The sequence below is a fragment of the Pandoraea pneumonica genome, assembly GCF_902459645.1.
In the GTDB taxonomy this organism is placed as follows: Bacteria; Pseudomonadota; Gammaproteobacteria; order Burkholderiales; family Burkholderiaceae; genus Pandoraea; species Pandoraea pneumonica.
Genome location: NZ_CABPSK010000005.1, coordinates 84,559 through 101,734, shown reverse-complemented (window position 1 = coordinate 101,734; position 17,176 = coordinate 84,559). Strand labels below are relative to the sequence as shown.

Annotated in this window: 17 protein-coding genes; 7 read left to right on the top strand and 10 right to left on the bottom strand. The window is 62.2% G+C overall.

Annotation, left to right across the window (positions count from 1 at the left end; genetic code table 11):
* The first annotated feature begins 100 nt into the window (after positions 1–100).
* On the top strand, positions 101–1,612 hold the full coding sequence (locus PPN31114_RS22970) for an NAD-dependent succinate-semialdehyde dehydrogenase (RefSeq protein ID WP_246182712.1): 1,512 nt from the start codon (positions 101–103) through the stop codon (positions 1,610–1,612).
* Positions 1,613–1,888: 276 nt separating this feature from the next.
* Positions 1,889–3,505: an APC family permease gene (locus PPN31114_RS22965; RefSeq protein WP_150681848.1), complete on the top strand. Its 1,617-nt coding sequence runs from the start codon at positions 1,889–1,891 to the stop codon at positions 3,503–3,505.
* Positions 3,506–3,587: 82 nt separating this feature from the next.
* Here the strand turns inward: PPN31114_RS22965 and PPN31114_RS22960 are convergent, their stop codons facing one another.
* From PPN31114_RS22960 to PPN31114_RS22925, 8 genes are all read right to left on the bottom strand, one after another.
* Positions 3,588–5,501: a GGDEF domain-containing protein gene (locus tag PPN31114_RS22960; RefSeq protein WP_150681847.1), complete on the bottom strand. Its 1,914-nt coding sequence runs from the start codon at positions 5,499–5,501 to the stop codon at positions 3,588–3,590.
* Positions 5,502–5,934: 433 nt separating this feature from the next.
* A complete protein-coding gene (locus PPN31114_RS22955; RefSeq protein WP_150681846.1) occupies positions 5,935–6,747 on the bottom strand; it encodes a MetQ/NlpA family ABC transporter substrate-binding protein in 813 nt (270 codons plus the stop codon).
* A 66-nt stretch (positions 6,748–6,813) separates the two neighbouring features.
* Positions 6,814–7,467: a methionine ABC transporter permease gene (locus PPN31114_RS22950; RefSeq protein WP_150681845.1), complete on the bottom strand. Its 654-nt coding sequence runs from the start codon at positions 7,465–7,467 to the stop codon at positions 6,814–6,816.
* The gene (locus tag PPN31114_RS22945) at positions 7,457–8,491 is read right to left on the bottom strand and encodes a methionine ABC transporter ATP-binding protein (RefSeq protein WP_150681844.1); all 1,035 of its coding nucleotides are present in this window, start codon (positions 8,489–8,491) and stop codon (positions 7,457–7,459) included. Before PPN31114_RS22945 ends, PPN31114_RS22950 begins: the two co-directional genes overlap by 11 nt.
* Before the next feature lie 158 nt (positions 8,492–8,649).
* The gene (locus PPN31114_RS22940) at positions 8,650–9,081 is read right to left on the bottom strand and encodes a response regulator (RefSeq protein WP_150681843.1); all 432 of its coding nucleotides are present in this window, start codon (positions 9,079–9,081) and stop codon (positions 8,650–8,652) included.
* 12 nt (positions 9,082–9,093) lie between these two features.
* Entirely contained in the window at positions 9,094–9,735 is a 642-nt protein-coding gene (locus PPN31114_RS22935; protein WP_150681842.1) for a response regulator, read from the bottom strand.
* 259 nt (positions 9,736–9,994) lie between these two features.
* Positions 9,995–10,156, bottom strand: a complete 162-nt coding sequence (locus tag PPN31114_RS22930) for a DUF1328 domain-containing protein (protein ID WP_039374862.1) — start codon at positions 10,154–10,156, stop codon at positions 9,995–9,997.
* A 112-nt stretch (positions 10,157–10,268) separates the two neighbouring features.
* Positions 10,269–10,445 carry a DUF1328 family protein gene (locus PPN31114_RS22925; protein ID WP_042114863.1) on the bottom strand — a complete coding sequence of 59 codons (177 nt, stop codon included), beginning with the start codon at positions 10,443–10,445 and terminating at the stop codon, positions 10,269–10,271.
* A gap of 233 nt (positions 10,446–10,678) precedes the next feature.
* Between PPN31114_RS22925 and PPN31114_RS22920 the strand changes: the two genes are divergently transcribed.
* From PPN31114_RS22920 to PPN31114_RS22900, 5 genes are all read left to right on the top strand, one after another.
* Positions 10,679–12,160 carry a sensor histidine kinase gene (locus tag PPN31114_RS22920; RefSeq protein ID WP_174988395.1) on the top strand — a complete coding sequence of 494 codons (1,482 nt, stop codon included), beginning with the start codon at positions 10,679–10,681 and terminating at the stop codon, positions 12,158–12,160.
* A gap of 219 nt (positions 12,161–12,379) precedes the next feature.
* Positions 12,380–12,586: a CsbD family protein gene (locus tag PPN31114_RS22915; RefSeq protein WP_150681840.1), complete on the top strand. Its 207-nt coding sequence runs from the start codon at positions 12,380–12,382 to the stop codon at positions 12,584–12,586.
* 122 nt (positions 12,587–12,708) lie between these two features.
* On the top strand, positions 12,709–12,846 hold the full coding sequence (locus tag PPN31114_RS22910; protein WP_084656361.1) for an entericidin A/B family lipoprotein: 138 nt from the start codon (positions 12,709–12,711) through the stop codon (positions 12,844–12,846).
* Between the two features lie 42 nt (positions 12,847–12,888).
* Positions 12,889–13,470, top strand: a complete 582-nt coding sequence (locus PPN31114_RS22905) for a hypothetical protein (RefSeq protein WP_246182711.1) — start codon at positions 12,889–12,891, stop codon at positions 13,468–13,470.
* A 562-nt stretch (positions 13,471–14,032) separates the two neighbouring features.
* Positions 14,033–14,347, top strand: a complete 315-nt coding sequence (locus PPN31114_RS22900) for a hypothetical protein (protein WP_174988393.1) — start codon at positions 14,033–14,035, stop codon at positions 14,345–14,347.
* A gap of 123 nt (positions 14,348–14,470) precedes the next feature.
* Here the strand turns inward: PPN31114_RS22900 and PPN31114_RS22895 are convergent, their stop codons facing one another.
* Both PPN31114_RS22895 and PPN31114_RS22890 read right to left on the bottom strand, forming a co-directional pair.
* A complete protein-coding gene (locus tag PPN31114_RS22895; protein WP_150681839.1) occupies positions 14,471–15,883 on the bottom strand; it encodes a methyl-accepting chemotaxis protein in 1,413 nt (470 codons plus the stop codon).
* 260 nt (positions 15,884–16,143) lie between these two features.
* Positions 16,144–17,070 carry a LysR family transcriptional regulator gene (locus PPN31114_RS22890; protein ID WP_246182710.1) on the bottom strand — a complete coding sequence of 309 codons (927 nt, stop codon included), beginning with the start codon at positions 17,068–17,070 and terminating at the stop codon, positions 16,144–16,146.
* Between the last annotated feature and the right edge of the window lie 106 nt (positions 17,071–17,176).

The following is a 17,176-nucleotide window of genomic DNA, read 5'->3' as shown; positions in this document are numbered from 1 at the left end:
GAGTAAGCTGGCACGCACCGAAAAGCCGTATCCGTTTCCGTCCCCCCGCGTAGCGCGCTGCATCACGGCGCGCTATCGGGTCATCGAGAGGAGAGCTATCGTGTCGCAAGCCCCGCATTCCCATCCCAAGGGCCACGCCGCCCATCTGACCCATCCGGCGCTGAGCCGCCTGAAAGACCCCAGCCTGCTGAAATCCGACGCCTATATCGATGGCGCCTGGACCCCCGCCGACTCCCACGCCACCTTCCCCGTTGCCGATCCGGCCACCGATGCCGAAATCGCCCACGTGGCGGACCTCGGCGCGAAGGAAACCGAGCGCGCACTGGTCGCAGCCGAAACCGCCTTGCCCGATTGGCGTGCCAAAACCGGCAAAGAGCGCTCGCGCATCATGCGCCGCTGGTTCGATCTGATCATGCAGGCGCAAGACGATCTCGGCGCCATCATGACCGCCGAGCAAGGCAAGCCGCTGGCCGAAGCCAAGGGTGAAGTCGCCTACGGCGCATCGTTCATCGAGTGGTTCGCTGAAGAGGCCAAACGGGTGAATGGCGATGTGCTCGCGTCCCCCGAAGGCGGCAAGCGCATGTTCGTCATCAAGCAGCCCATCGGCGTGTGCGTGTCGATCACGCCCTGGAACTTCCCGATCGCGATGATCACGCGCAAGATCGCGCCCGCGATTGCCGCCGGCTGCACGATTGTGGTCAAGCCCGCCCGGCTCACCCCGCTCTCAGCGCTGGCGCTCGCTGAGTTGTCCGAACGCGCCGGTCTCCCCAAGGGCGTATTCAATGTCGTGACGTCGAAACACTCGGGCGATGTCGGCGATGTGCTGACCTCCAGCCCCCGCGTGCGTCACCTGTCGTTCACCGGGTCCACGCCCGTCGGCGCCAAACTCATGGAACAGTGCGCGCCGACGATCAAGAAGGTAGCGCTCGAACTCGGCGGTCTCGCCCCGTTCCTCGTATTCGACGATGCCGACGTGGACGCCGCCGTCGAGGGCTGCATTGCCTCCAAATTCCGCAACGCCGGTCAGACCTGCGTCTGCGCAAACCGCATTTACGCGCAAGACGCCATCTACGACACCTTCGTCGAAAAGCTCACCGCCGCTGTGAACAAGCTGCGAGTGGGTAACGGCTTCGAGCCGGGCGTCGCCATTGGCCCCCTGATCGAAGATGCCGCGGTGAAAAAGGTCGAACGCCACGTTGAAGACGCCGTGAGCAAGGGCGGTCGGATCACCGTCGGCGGCAAGGTGGTACACGGTCGCTTCTTCTCTCCGACCGTCATCGCCGACGCTAGTGCCGACATGCTCGTCGCGCAGGAGGAGACCTTCGGCCCGCTGGCCCCCGTCTTCCGGTTCAAAGACGAAGCCGACGGCATCCGGCTGGCCAACGCCAGCGACTTCGGCCTGGCGTCTTACTTTTTCGCCCGCGACGTGGCCCGCGTCTGGCGAGTGGCCGAAGCGCTCGAAGCGGGCATGGTCGGCATCAACACAGGACTGATTTCCAATGAAGTCGCCCCATTTGGCGGCGTCAAACAATCCGGTCTGGGCCGTGAGGGCTCGAAGTACGGCATCGACGAGTACCTTGAAATGAAGTATCTCTGCCTCGCCGCCACCTGATCTCATTCCGACCCTTTAATAATCTGTAATACGCACTGTCCCGCTCTGAGAACCGCGCCATCGCTGGCCTGCACGCATTTTCGCGCAATATCGTGCATCGGATGGCAATGTCCAAAGTGTTACAAAGTCCCACAGAGTGGGACGGGCTCGGGTAGAATCGCGCTTTTTTTCGCGAAACCGCGACTCCGACCCCAATTGTCCGCCCTCGCGTAGCGCGCCACGCCGCCCTCCTCGGCACCCGCGCGTTGCTCCCCCCGGGCGTGGAGAAGACATCGAATGGATAACAACCCATCCCTCATGCGCAACATCGGGCCGTTCGCCCTGATGTTGACGGGTCTTGGCTCGATCATCGGCTCCGGCTGGTTGTTCGGTGCCTGGAAAGCGGCAAAGATCGCTGGCCCGGCGGCCCTGCTGGCCTGGATTATCGGCGCCGTCGTCATTCTGGCCATTGCATTGACCTATGCCGAGCTCGGCGCCATGTTCCCCGAGTCGGGCGGCATGGTGCGTTACTCGCGCTATTCGCACGGCAGCCTCGTCGGCTTCATCGCCGCGTGGGCCAACTGGATCGCCATCGTCTCGGTCATTCCGATCGAAGCCGAGGCATCGATCCAATATATGAGCACGTGGCCGTACGACTGGGCACACCAGTTGTTCGTCGACGGTACGCTCACCACCAGCGGCCTGCTGCTCTCGGCGCTGCTCGTGATCGTGTACTTCATGCTGAACTACTGGGGCGTGAAGCTTTTCGCACGCGCCAACACGGCCATCACGCTCTTCAAGTTCGCGATTCCGGCACTGACCATCGCCGGGTTGATCGTCGCCGGTTTCCATCCGGGCAACTTCACGCTCGCCGAGCATGGCGGCTTCGCCCCGAACGGCATGTCGGCCGTGCTGACCGCCGTGGCCACTTCGGGCATCGTGTTCGCGTTCAACGGCTTCCAAAGCCCGGTGAATCTGGCCGGTGAAGCCCGCGACCCGGGCCGTAGCATCCCGTTTGCTGTGGTCGGCTCGATCCTGCTCGCCACCGTCATCTACTTGCTGCTGCAAGTCGCTTACATCGGCGCCCTCACGCCCGAGCACCTCAAGGGCGGCTGGCAGATGGTGAGCTTTAGCTCGCCGTTCGCCGAACTGGCGATTGCCCTGGGTCTGAACTGGCTCGCGATCGTGCTCTACTTTGACGCGTTCCTGAGCCCGAGCGGCACCGGCACCACGTACATGGCCACCACCAGCCGCATGATTTACGCGATGGAGCGCAACCGCACAATGCCGGCGATCTTTGGCCGTGTGCACCCGCTCTATGGTGTGCCGCGTCCGGCGATGTGGTTCAACCTCGCCATCTCGTTCGTGTTCATGTTCTTCTTCCGCGGCTGGGACTCGCTCGCTGCCGTGATCTCGGTCGCCACCGTGATTTCGTACCTGACCGGCCCGATTAGCGTGATGGCATTGCGTCACGCCGCGCCGGACCTGCATCGTCCGCTGCGTCTGCCGGGGCTGTCGATCATCGCCCCGTTCGCCTTCGTGTGCGCTTCGCTGATTCTGTACTGGGCCCGTTGGCCGCTGACCGGCCAGATCATCGTGCTGGTCGTCGTCGCCCTGCCCGTGTACTTCTACTATCAGGCGAAAGACAAGTGGAAGGGCTTCGGGCACGACCTCAAGGCGTCGTGGTGGCTCATCGGTTATCTGCCGGTCATGGCGCTGCTCTCGTACATCGGCAGTAAAGAGTTCGGTGGCCTCGGCGTACTGCCGTACGGCTGGGACATGGTCATCGTCGGCGTGTTCTCGCTCGCGTTCTACCATTGGGGCGTGCGTGCCGGCTGGCGCACCCCGTATCTGGAAGAAGAGCGCGAACAAGATGCCGCAAGCATGGACGGCATGCCTGCGCTCTCGCACTAAAGTCGCGAGGCAAACGATCTAAACGATCCGCGCCGCAACGAAAAAGCCCGCCAATCGGCGGGCTTTTTTTCGACCAATGCATTTATCGATGCGCGCGTCGCCGCTCGATAAACAGGCTGTTGCCGAGCGCGCGCTTTGCCATTTTCTTGGCGTCCGCCGCAGCGGCCGAGACTTCCACGTGCGACGGAAAACTCTCGGGCGTCACCGCCACCACCCCGATCGACAAACTCGTGATCGGATGAAAGATCACCATGCCGCGCCGATCTTCTGCCTCGAAGCCACCGGCAGCAATCTGATCCGGATGGAAATACTCCGAGACCGCTTCGCCAAAGCGCGTGAGCGCCTCACGGCAACGCGCCTCCCAATCGGGGCTGCGGAACAGAATCAGAAAATCGTCGCCGCCGATGTGCCCGAGAAAGTCGCGCTCAGGATTACGCACCGCCATCAGCACCCGCGCCACCAACTGAATCAGATCGTCGCCGCGACGATAGCCAAACACATCGTTGAACGGCTTGAAGTTATCCAGATCGACATAACACGCGTGAAACGACTGGCGCTCGCCGATCATGCGATCCATATAGTCGTCGATAGGCACATTGCCCGGCAGCAGCGTGAGCGGATTGGCGTAGCGCGCCGCGTCGAGTTGCATGTCGGTGATGTGCCGCATGAGCGCATGCCCTTGCGCAACACCGAAGTAGCGCCCCTGATCGGTCACGATGAAACCGGCCGTGATCTGACGGCTGGCCCCTTCAGCAATCATGCGACTCAAGTCTTCCACCCGTGCCGCTTTGTCGAACGTGAGTGGGCGTGGCTCCATCACGGCCGAGCAGGGCTTGCGCCCATAGAGTTCACGCGTGAACGGCCGCGCAAACCGGCCGATCAGCGACGCGCGCCCGATCAACCCGACTGCCCGATCGCGCTCCACCACCGGCAGCACTTCGAGCGCCGGGTCACTCTCGAAGCGGGCCACCACGTCTTCACTGCGGGTGTCCGGCGAAACCGGCGCGACATACGACGCGATACGCTCCAGCGTCACGTTGCCCGCACCCAACTGACTGGGTTGCTGATGCACATACGCGCGGCGCTCGTTCACAACCTCTTGCACGCTGGTCGTAATCGCGCGCTGCGGCTGCGCTTCGGGCCGCGCAATGAAATAGCCCTGCCCGAGAAAGATGCCGAGATCGCGCACCACTTGCAGCTCTTCGGCGTGTTCGATGCCTTCGGCAATCACGCGCGTGCCGCTCGTCTCTGCAATCTGACGCATCGAGCGCACGAACTGAAGCTTGACGGTATCGCTGTCGATGCCATCGACAAAATGCCGGTCGATCTTGACGTAATCGGGGCGCAGCTCCGACCACAATCGCAAGCTGGCGTACCCCTCCCCCATATCGTCGAGCGCCACTTCGAAGCCGAGCGCACGGTACGCGGCGAGCGACGCACGCGTGCTCGCGATATCGAGTGTCGGGGCATGTTCGGTGAGTTCGAGCACGACGCGCTCGGGGGGCAACTGAAACGATTGCAGCATGGCAAACGTTTCGTCGAGGCCGAGCGATTCGACCACCCCGCCGCCGGGTTGCGCACGCGTGACGGGGCCGATGTTCAGGAACAGCCGCTCGGGCAAGTCTTGATCGACAAAGCCGCGCAGCACCGTGCGGCGGCATGCCAATTCCAGCGGCCCGCTGAGCCCATGGCGGCGAGCGGCGGCAAACAGCGCCAACGGCGAGTGAATCGCCGTGCCCGCCGGGCCGCGCACCAACCCTTCGTAACCGGCAACGCCCGACGTGCGGAAGTCGAGAATCGGCTGGAACACGCAGGTGAGCCCGATACCCTCGCAGAGTTGCGCGAGCAGCGCGCCTTCGTCGGGTTCGTCGTATTGGGATAGAGAGGCCAGCGCCGCAGCCGCTGCGGAAACGCCAACAGGTGAGGCATCGAGCGATGTCGCAGGCGCGCTGAGGCGCTCCGACGGACGAATCGCAACAGGCGGGGGACGGTTCAACTGGTACTCCGTAAGTCGGTGCGGTGCGCGAGCGTCATGCCAACAGCATTGCGTCGTGCGGGCATGTCGCGTCGTGCGCCCCTGCGCACCACGGGCGAAACATTGCGCCATGGCGTGCCATGGGCGTTCTCACCCGGTCCCCGTACAACGCTCGCGGTCGCTGCTCTCAGGCCCATGTCCGCGTCTTGTGACGGTGCCCGCAGGCACCCTCTTTTAGTTGTTCCACAGGCTATCGTTGCAATTTGACAAAACCATGACAGTGTCAGAATTGCCACACACGGCGCGGTAGGCGATCTACCGTCAGCCCATCGCATCGATTGCCTTCGTCCGGACGAAAAAAAAAGGCAGCGCTGTGAAGCGCTGCCGTTCTCAGGAAATCTCGCGAGCGTTTGCCGCTCACCAGATTCGGCCCGATTCCATCGATGCTACCGACTTACCAAGCCGTGACCACCGAGCCGCCAAACTTCTGCTCGATGAACGCCTTCACTTCCGGCGAATGGTAGGCCTTGATCAGCTTGGCCACCCACGGCTTGTCCTTGTCGGCGGCACGCACGACCAGCACATTCGAATACGGGCCATTGGCGTCTTCGATGGCGATCGCGTCACGCTTCGGATTCAGACCGGCTTCCATGGCGAAGTTGGTGTTGATCACCGCCACGTCCACGTCGTCGAGCGAGCGCGGCAGTTGGGCCGCGTCCAGTTCCACGAACTTCAGCTTCTTCGGGTTCTCGATCACGTCGATCGGCGTCGCCTTCAGTCCAGCGTCGGCGCGCAGCTTGATCAAGCCGTTCTTTTGCAGCAACAGCAGCGCGCGGCCGCCGTTGGTCGGGTCGTTGGGCAGCGACACCTTCGCGCCAGCCTTCAGGTCGGCCAGCGACTTGATCTTCTTCGAATACACGCCCATCGGGAAGATCACGGTCTTGGCGATCGACACGAGCTTATAGCCGCGGTCCTTCACCTGCGCGTCGAGATACGGCTGGTGCTGGTAGCTGTTCACGTCGAGATCGCCCGACGACAGGGCAGCGTTCGGCTGCACGTAATCGCTGAACTCGATGACCTTGAGGTTCAGGCCGTCTTTGGCCGCGACCTTCTTCACTTCATCGAAAATCTGGGCGTGCGGGCCGCCCGTCACACCAACCTTCAGGTTGACAGCATCGGCAGCCGCAGCCGGTGCGGCGAATTGCGTGGCGAAAACCGTGGCGGCACCAACACCGGCCAGCAGCTTGAAAAGCGTACGACGTTGCATGAGAAAAACCTCGCGTGTGTGTGAGTGCCGGTTCGCCGGCGACGTTTTTATAAATGAAAACCGAACTTACTTATGGCTCAGACGGCGCACCAACCAGTCGCCGAACGTCTGCACCAGTTGCACGAAGACGATCAGGATCAGCACCACCGTGATCATCACTTCGGGCAGGAACCGTTGATAGCCGTAGCGAATACCGAGATCGCCCAGCCCGCCACCGCCAATGGCACCGGCCATCGCCGAGTAACCGACCAGGCTCACGAACGTGATGGTCAGGCCCGCCACGATACCGGGCAGCGCCTCGGGCAACAGCACCTTCATGACGATTTGGCCAGTCGTCGCGCCCATCGATTGCGCGGCTTCGATCAGGCCACGGTCGACTTCACGCAGCGCCGTCTCGACCAGACGCGCGACGAACGGCGCCGCAGCGATGGTCAACGGCACCACGGCGGCCATCGTACCGATCGACGAGCCGACGATCAGACGCGTGAACGGGATCACGGCGACCAACAAGATGATGAACGGCGTGGAGCGCACGGCGTTGACGATGATGCCGACGATGCGATTCGTGGGCAGGTTTTGCAGCACGCCATTGCGATCGGTCAGGTACAGCAGCACGCCCAGCGGCACGCCGACGACAGCCCCGATCAGGCCCGAGATGCCGACCATGATGATCGTTTCCCAGAACGACGAGACAAACAGGTCGAACATTTCACTCCACATGGCTCATCTCCTCGACAACGACGCCTTGACTGGCGAGGAACGCCATGGCTTCGGCCACACGGGCCGGGGTGCCGCCCGCCATCACGGCGAGCGATCCAAATGCTTGCCCTTGGATCTCGTCGATCTGGCCATGCAGAATATTGAAATCGAGCTCGTAGCGGCGAATCGCTTCCGAGAGCAGCGGCTGATCGACGCCCGCCCCCGAGAAAGCCAACCGATACAAATGATCGTGCCCATTGCCGATCCGCGACGCGATACGCTCGCGCACGCCCGGCGGCAGTTCTTGCGCGATGACGTCACCGATCATGGCGCGCGTCACTTCATGACGCGGGCGCAGGAACACGTCGATCACGCGGCCTTGTTCCACCACGCGGCCAGCGTCGAGCACGGCCACACGGTCGCACACCTGCTTGATCACTTCCATCTGGTGGGTGATCAGCACGATGGTCAGGCCGAGTTCGCGATTGATGCGCTTGAGCAACTCAAGAATCGAGCGTGTGGTTTCCGGATCGAGCGCCGATGTGGCTTCGTCCGAGAGCAGCACTTGCGGCTCGCTCGCGAGTGCACGGGCAATGCCCACGCGCTGCTTTTGGCCACCGGAAATCTGCGCCGGATAGCGATCCTTCTGTGCGGTAAGCCCCACGAGCTCGAGCAGCGGCAGCACCTTCGCGCGAATTTCCGCAGCGGGCAGCCCAGCGAGCTCCAGCGGCAGAGCGACGTTGTCGTACACCGTGCGCGAGCTGAGCAGGTTGAAATGCTGGAAGATCATGCCGATGCGGCGGCGCGCCTTACGCAGTTCGTCCGACGACAAGGCCGTCAGATCCTGCCCTTCGACACGCACGCTGCCGTCGCTCGGACGGTTGAGCAGGTTGATGACACGCACGAGCGTGCTCTTGCCGGCGCCGCTTCGGCCGATGATGCCGAAAACTTCGCCGCGCTCGATCGACAGGCTGATATTGGAGAGCGCGTCGATCGGCCCCTTGGGCCCAGCGAAGCGCTGGGTAATGTTCTGGAGTTCGATCATGCAAAAAAATAGCAGCTCACTGCCGAAACCTCCCGCAGTGCGCCGCCGTTGACCCGGTATTTAGCGCAAAGGCGATATTTTAGCCCATGCATCTAAATAGTTGAAAATAATAAAATTTGATCTCTTTATATGGGAAAACCACTGAAGTCGGGGGAAAGTTACGTCGCAGACGCCTGACGTCCCGTCGCGAAATCGTCTAGCACCTCGATCACGCGGTCGAATTCGAGCGATTTATCGAAGAAATACTGCACGCCGAGCTGCTGGCACCGCTTGCGGTAGGTGGCCAGTGCGTAATTAGTGAGCACGATCGCCATCAGATGCGGCAACAGGCCGGCTTCGTGCAGGTAGGACAGCACGTCCATCCCCGAGCCGCGTCGCAGTTGGATATCGACGATGACGGCATCGAAAGAATCCTCCTTAAGCGTGCGCACCGCGTCGTCGGCAGTTTCCGCAACCCCCGTCACCTCGAGCATCCCGGACGAACCGAGCGCTTCGGACAGGCTCTCGCGAATCACCGCCGAGTCTTCGATCAACAGCACCTTAAGGGGAGAGCGGGACCCCGTGAGCGTTGTCGCCTTCCCGGTTGACATAACTGCCTCTCATCAACTGATCAAACCGTTCTTGAGCGCGTAGAGCGTCAGATCGGCATTGGTTTTCAAATGCATCTTTTCGAGCACGCGCGCGCGATACGTACTCACGGTTTTCACTGACAAATGCAGTTCCTCCGCGATTTCGGTCGGGGTGCGGCCCTGCGCGAGTTTGCAGAACACCTGAAACTCGCGCTCGGAGAGTTGCTCGTGCATCGGCTCGTCGATGGGCTGGTCGAGCTTCTGCGCGAGCAGATCCGCGGTGACTTCGCTCACATAACGGTGGCCGCGCGCCACCGTGCGAATCGCGCGGATGATCTCCTCAGGGGCGGCATCTTTCATCAGATAGCCGTTGGCACCGGCGCGCAGCAGATTCACTGCGTATTGCGCTTCCGGATACGTCGACAAGAACAGCACCCCCTGCTGCGGGCGCAGTTGCTTGATCACGCGCAGGGTGTCGATACCGTTCTTATCAGGCATGGCGATATCCAACAGCACGACATCGAATGCCGTATCGCGTACGGCACGAATCACTTCGTCGCCGCTCGCTGCCTCGCCCAACACTTCCATGTCCGACTCGTCCGCGATGAACTGCTTGAAGCCGGTGCGAACGATGGCGTGGTCGTCGGCAATCAGAATTTTTATTGTCAGTGACATCTAAGCTCCAGAGACTGTCCCCATCGGTCCGGTCGCTACCCTTCGGTGCGTTGGCCATGACCCTCACTCCCGGTCGAGCAAATAATGAACCATCTCGCGGTAACTCTCAATCGCGATCCGTTCTGCGTGATCCTGCTCTCGAGCAGCGTGCTTGGCGGTATGCATGATCGAATTCTCCTGCGAGTGTTTTGTGGGGCTGGCCGAATGCGGGGGCCGATGGCGCAAACGCTATCGCGCCCCCTGCACCGGCCTTGCGTGACTATCGTCGAACCACCCCGAAGAGCAGCGTGACCAAAAAGATCACGAGGAAAATAAAGAACAGAATCTTGGCGATTTCGGCCGCGCCGGCGGCAATGCCGGTAAAGCCGAACACCGCGGCGATCAGTGCGATCACGAAAAACACGACGGCGTAGTGAAGCATCGCTAGCTCCTTGCAAAAATAACGGCCCAGACCCGCATTGACAGCATTGGCAACTTGTCCGGGCCACCCGAGCCACCCGAATCACCGCAAGGGGTGGCTCCGGCGGCACCGTCTAGTCGACGATCTTCTTGGCGACGGTCAGACCGAGCAGCAGGAAGATCACGAACAGCACCAGGAACAGCACGAAGAGAATCTTGGCGATCCCGGCCGCACCCGCAGCAATCCCTGTGAAGCCCAACAGGCCTGCCACGATCGAGATCAGTGCGAACAACAAAGCCCACTTCAACATAGCGTTCTCCTTGTTTTACCCATCACTTAAAACGTTCGGCGCTGAGTGTATGGTAGAAAAACGGCGCGCCCGAGACTGCCCGGGTGGCGCTGGTTTTTGCGTAGGAATTAGCTGACATTTCACGTTGTGCGGCGATTTTCGACTTATGATCGAAGCGCCTCCCACCCTCCATTGGCCCTTCAATGCCCCGTCTGTTCACGTCCTGGTTGCGTCGCCGAAGCTGGATCATCGCCATGATCGCTGCGATCGTCATCACGGTCGGCAGCCTGATCGGGCTGGAGTCTGCACACCGCCGACTCGCGTCCACCTACGAGACCGCGCTGCAAGCCATGACGGCCGCCAACGAGCTCAACGAGATCATTGCGCGCACCTCCACCGTGGTGGCCAGCCAACGGGGATACCTGCTCACCAACAACCCGATTTATCTCGATCCGTATTTGTCGTCAGTGCGCCGCATTCGCGATCTGGCCTCACTCCTCATCCAGCACTATGAAGATGTGAACGACACGTCGGCCGCCCGTGAATTTGCCGACGTCATGACGCTCTTCTCGCAGCGCATCACGGCAATGGAGACCGCTCGATTGGCGGTCAAACAGGGGGAGATGAATCTCGACGAAGCGCTCGCGCCGAACAACCTTGGCTTCGGCACGATGGAGCCCGTGCAAATCGCCATCACCGATCTGTACAACCGCGAACTTGCCCGTGCGCGCACCGCGCAAGACGACGGACGTTTCGATCAGGCGATCTCGGCCGTGAGCGCGGGCGCGCTCTCGGTACTCACCATCCTGCTGTTCATCTTGTTGTTTCGCACGCTTGGCCGACAGATGCGTCAGGAACAACTCGCACGCGATCAACTGCACGAACAGCAGGCACACCTCGACCGCCTCGTGCGCGAGCGCACCGAGCAGCTCGACGAGTTGGCGACCCACTTGCAGAACGTGAGCGAAGACGAGAAGACACGTCTGTCGCGAGAGTTGCATGACGAGCTCGGTGCGATTCTCACCGCGTGCAAGATGGACGTGACGTGGGCGCACCACAAGCTGCGCAACACCGACACGGTGATTGCCGAAAAGCTCGCACGTGCGCAGCGCAATCTCGATTCCGGCATTCAGATCAAGCGTCGCATCATCGAGAATTTGCGCCCGACAGTGTTGATCAACTTCGGTCTGGTGACCGCGTTGCGCTCGCTCGCGGAAGAGGCGGCCGATCAGCAACACTGGCAACTCGACCTCGACTTGCCCGAAGAGGACTTTGCGCTGCCGGAAGCCACGGCCATCGCGCTGTTCCGCGTGGCACAAGAAGCGCTGACGAATGCGGGCAAATACGCGCGCGCAACGACCGTGCGCGTGGCGCTCGCCTACGACGATCAGCGGGTGCGTCTCGAAGTCATCGACAACGGTATCGGCCTCACGCCCGACCAGTTCAACAAGCCCAAGACACACGGGTTGTTCGGCATGCGTCAACGGGTGTCTGCGCGCGGCGGACGCATCGATATCCATTCGCTGCCCGCGCGCATCGGCACCGAGATTCAAGTCGTCATGCCGCTGTGCCCACCGGCCGATGTGCTCGACATCACCGATCCTGTCGTCCCCGCCGATCGCACCGATTCCGTAGATCGCACCACCCCCACAGATCCCGCCGCTCAGAAACTCGAGTCCGAACCGTCCAGCGACCGGACCGACAACACCCCGCCCTCCCCCGTGGGAATGCGCTGACAGCGCTACCCGACTCCGCCTACAGCCTGACGCAAGGCTCGCTGACAGCGCGAACGATTGGCACTCCCTACCATGGAATCACCCGCCGCCACACCAGGCGGCAACCGCGGTCATTGCTTCAGTGCAATGGCATGCGGCATCGAACCGGGCAGCCGGAACGATGCTAACGCTGCGGTCAGTACCACGGAGTACCCCCATCTCAACCCAGAAGGAGTTGTCATGAATTCGGATCAGATCAAGGGCAAGTGGAACCAACTGAAGGGCGAAGCCAAGAAGCAGTGGGGCAAGGTCACCGATGACGACCTGCTCAAAATTGAAGGCAACCGCGACAAGTTCGTGGGTGTGATTCAAGAGCGCTACGGCAAGGAAAAGGCCGACGCCGAACGTGAAGTCGACACCTGGAACAAGCAACACAAGCTCTGGTAAGCACACGTCGGTAGCGTCCGCCGGGAGGCGGGCGCGCTGGCGGTGTCGAGCGACATCCCACGGCCTAGCTTGCCTAGGCCACCTCAAGCCGCCGCTATCGCTATCTCTCAAGGAGAACTCAAATGAAACGACTGATCGCTATCGCTCTGCTCTCCGGCTTCGCGCTGGGGCTTGCTGGCTGCAACACCGTCCATGGTGCGGGCACGGACATCGAAAAGGGTGGTGAAGCCATCCAGGGTGCCGCCGACCGCAACAAGTAATCGAGATCAACAACACCCGCTCGTTCACTGGAGGATACAGACATGCAACATCGACTCACTCTGAACTGGCTGACGTGTGCAATCTTGGCCGCGGGCGCCTTTGGCACCGCTTCGGCCAATGCCGCCGACGCGGCGGCCAAAGACCGCTACGAAGCCGCGCAGAAATCGGCCGAAGCCGACTACAAGGCCTCGGTAGCGCGTTGTGAAGATATGAAGGACAACGCGAAGAAGGTCTGCGTCGAGAACGCCAAGGGCAACGAGAAGGTTGCCAAGGCCAACGCCGAAGCCGACTACAAGAACACGCCGAAGGCCCGTTACGACGCGGCGGTGGCGAAGGCCGATGCCGACTACAGCGTCGCCAAGCTGCGCTGCAACGACAACAACGGCAACGAAAAGGATGTCTGCGTGAAGGATGCCGACGCGGCCAAGACCAAGGCCTACGGCGACGCGAAAGTGATGCGCACGAGCCGCGAGTCGTCCAAGGACACGCAGGCCGCCCGTCAGGACGCCAATGCCGACGCGAACAAAGCGCAGTACAAGGCTGCCGTGGAGCGCTGCGACAGCATGACCGGCAACAGCAAGGACGCGTGCGTGGCCGACGCCAAGCTTCGCTTCAATCAATAACAAAGACGTAGACGACAGCAGTACAGCAGTACCTAAGCCCGCGGCGGTGCCGCGCCCGGTTTAGCAGGGAGGAGAAGGGTGTTCCAGAGAGCGCGCGGTGCCCGCGATGTCACATCTTCGCGTTAGGCACAGCGCGCCCGGCAGGTAGGGACACCGACAGCAGGCGGATGTCGCGCAAGCGGCATCCGCCGCTGTTTTTGCGCCACAGGCCCGGCCCGCCATGTAAATGAATGTAACAAGTGCCCGGCACCCGTCACCGGTTTCTCGCCGCTCCGGCATCCCTTGCCGTCAACCGAAACGAGCGCAAACCGTTGATTCTGAATAGAATGGGGGCCTGATTCACACGTTTGGCGGCCGCTTATCCACGCCCGAACGTTCCCCACACCGTGCAAATGCGCATACTTTGCAACAATTGCGCAGCACTCGCGTTCCGGAACTTCAGTAAAGTTAAGCCAAGGAATCTGACGAACCCAAGGTGCCGGCGGGCACCCGGCGAGTCGGTCGGCATGGTGCCGCCCGAGCGCTGTCATCAGTACGCTGCCAAGTCCGCAGGAGAAATATCATGAAAGCCAAGTTTGCCGCCCTTGCCATCGCAGGAATCGCGCTCGCCGCGGGTGCGATCGGGACTGCGCAGGCACACGTCTCGGTGGGTATCGGCATCGGTGTGCCGCTGGTAGTGCCGGGTCCTGTTTATGCGCCGCCGCCGGTCTATGTGGCCCCGCCCCCGCCCGTGTATGTGGCGCCGGCCCCGGCCTACTATGGCCCGCCGCCGGTCTATGTTGCTCCGGCACCGGTCTACTACGGCCGTCCGTACTATGGCCGCCCGTACGGGTACGGTCACGGTTACTGGCGCCATGGCCAGTGGTACCGCTATTGATCGATGAACGGGGACCACGTCTGGCATAGCTCAGTCCTCCCCCGCTCAACAAAAAACGCGCCGCTGATGCTGTCATCAGCGGCGCGTTTTTTTCTGCCCGCATCGTACGAAATCTCGAACCGCCTAAGCCACCACGCGATAGGCAATCCGGAAGCCGCCCCAATGGCGACCGTTCACATAGATCGGCGCCGACGCGTCCTTCATCACCACAAACTCGCCACCGCCCATATCGCGCCGATACGTCTGCAACAGCAGCGGTTTCGTGTTGCGCCCAGCCGCAGCCCCTGTGCGGTCGTTGAACAATCGCCGATTGCGACAATGTGCGGCATTCCACACGGGGTCGTTCGTTGGCGACTGCGAGAATTTGCGATTGTGCGTCGGTAGATAGCCGTTCTCGTCGACCGCCGCGCAAAAGGCGATTCGCTCGCTCAGCGAGAGCAACGGCTCTTGAATCGTCGGCAAGGTTTCGTCGGTGAAGCGCGTGAAGCGCGCCATCAACTGCTGCGGATTCGACCCCGGAATGGGTTCGTAGCGACGGTCGAACAACTCTTGCTCGCTGATCTTGCCCTTGGCGAGCGCAGCTTCGAATGTCTCGCCGACCTGCTTCGCCGCGCGCCGCACTGCGCGAATAAACGGCGTGTCTTCGGTTTCCACATCCGCTTCTGCAATCAGGCCAATCAGATGCTCCGAGACGGACAGCAAGCCGTTGATCCGTTCACGCGCGCTTTCGACATGCTCTGCGGAATGGGCAACGCCATCGGCCATTTCATCGACGTGCGCCACCAGCGTGCCGCATTCGTTCTCGATGGCCTCGCTCACTTGCGCAATCTGCCCGGCCTGACGATCGAACGTGTCGAGCGCCGTGCCCGCCGTCTCGATCACGCTGGCAATGGCGCGCGTGCCTTCGCGCGCTTCATTCGCGCGCGCAACATTTGCGTTGCTCTCGCGCATGAGTCGCTGAGTGCGTTCTGAGAGCGCCGCCAGCGTTTGCTCGATCTGCTGGGTTGCCTCAGACGTCTTGCTCGCCAGTTGTTTGACTTCCGTGGCCACCACCGCAAAGCTGCGCCCCGCGGCACCGGCCCGGGCCGCTTCAATCGCGGCGTTGAGGGCGAGCAAATTGGTCTGACGCGCGATCACCGAGATGCCCTCGGCCACCTTGCCCACATGTTCGAGCGCATCGCGCAAACCGGCGATTTCGCCCGCCATGCCCGACACGCCTTCGACTAATCCGTGAATGGAGGCTAGCGACGCGTCGGCGGTACTGCGCGATGCGGCAATCTCGGCGCTCGCGCGATCGGCGACATCGCGTGCCTCGCGCGCGGCCACGGCGATGCGTTGATTTCCCTCGCTGGTATCGGCGGCGGCGCGTTGAAGCTCTTGAAACACTTCGGCCTGCCGTTTGATGCGCACGGCGATCTCGTCGACGTTACCGGCGATATCGCATAGCTCGATGCCAAGGGTGCCGGCACTGTCGGCCACCTCGCTCATGATTGTGACGGTGTGCGCGGCTGCCCCGCGGCGCGTGAATAGCCCCATCGTCGTCTCCTCGCATCTCTGATCTGATTTTTTATGGCGAGGGCGTCAGCACGCTGGTTTGCATGCAAAAAACGCCGGACAGGCGTTCACGCCCACGCTGATGTGTCGAAAAGTATAACGGGAGAAAAAACGGCCGACTTGAGGGTTTCTTCGCTTTGCGCAAGCGGGCTTGTCATGCTGTTGCAGCCCGCTTGCGGGCCTGCCCCGCATGCTTTTTGCACGTTATAGGGGCACCCTCTCATGCACGCCTTACGCGGGACTTACTGCACGCGCGAGAAGTCCGCCGTCGATTGCGATAACGCAAGTTTGAGCGCCTCGCCCAACGCCACTGCCAGCGTCCCCGCGTCGCGGCGGCGCAGCAAAGCGACTTCGCAAACGGCCTGCGGGTCGTCGAGCGTCACCCGGCACACGCCGGGGCCTGCCAACGCGGCCAGGCTCTCGGGCACGATCGCCACGCCAAAACCGGCCGCCACCAGATTGATGAGCGCGATCTTGCGCGAAGTCGCCGCCGCCGCGCGGGGAAAAAACCCGTGCTGCTGACACAGTTGCGCCACCCGGTAGCTCAACCCACCGCGCTCGCGATGCGGAATCGACACGAATGGTGTGTCGGCAAGCGCCGCCACCCGCACGGCCGTCTCGCCTGCGAGCGCGTGCCCGGTGGGCACCAGCAACAACAGACGCTCGATGGCAATGCGCTCGCAAATCAGCGACGGCGCGGGGCGCAGCACGGGCAGGCGCACCAGCCCAAGATCGATACGCCCGGCTTCGATGTCGTCTTGCTGCTGCTCGGACGAAAGCGTCGATATCTCGACGCTCACGCCCGCATTGGCGGCCAAATGCGCATGCAACGCCGCAGGCAGTTCACCGGCGAACGGCACCGACGTGGAGTGGGCGAGACGCACGGTGCCCTGCTCGCCGCGCGCCACGCTGCGGGTGAGCGCCACCGATCCTTCCAGCTCGGTCAGCACGCGGCGGGCCTCATCGGCAAACGTGCGCCCGGCGGGCGTGAGCGTCACGCCCTTGGACGACCGCTCGAGCAGCACCGCCTGCAACTCGCGCTCGAGTTCGGAGATTTGCCGACTCAGCGCCGACTGGGCGACGAACAGCCGCTCGGCTGCGGCGCTGAACCCGCCCGCTTCCACCACTTCAAGAAAGTACCGCAACTGCCGCAGCGAGACCATGGTCATGCCGTTTCGAGATCGAACATCGCCACATTCTATATTGGCGCGGTGCAACACCACGGCCCTATGCTGACGCAAAGCGCAGGCCCTCATGTGCGCGCTCCACACCCTG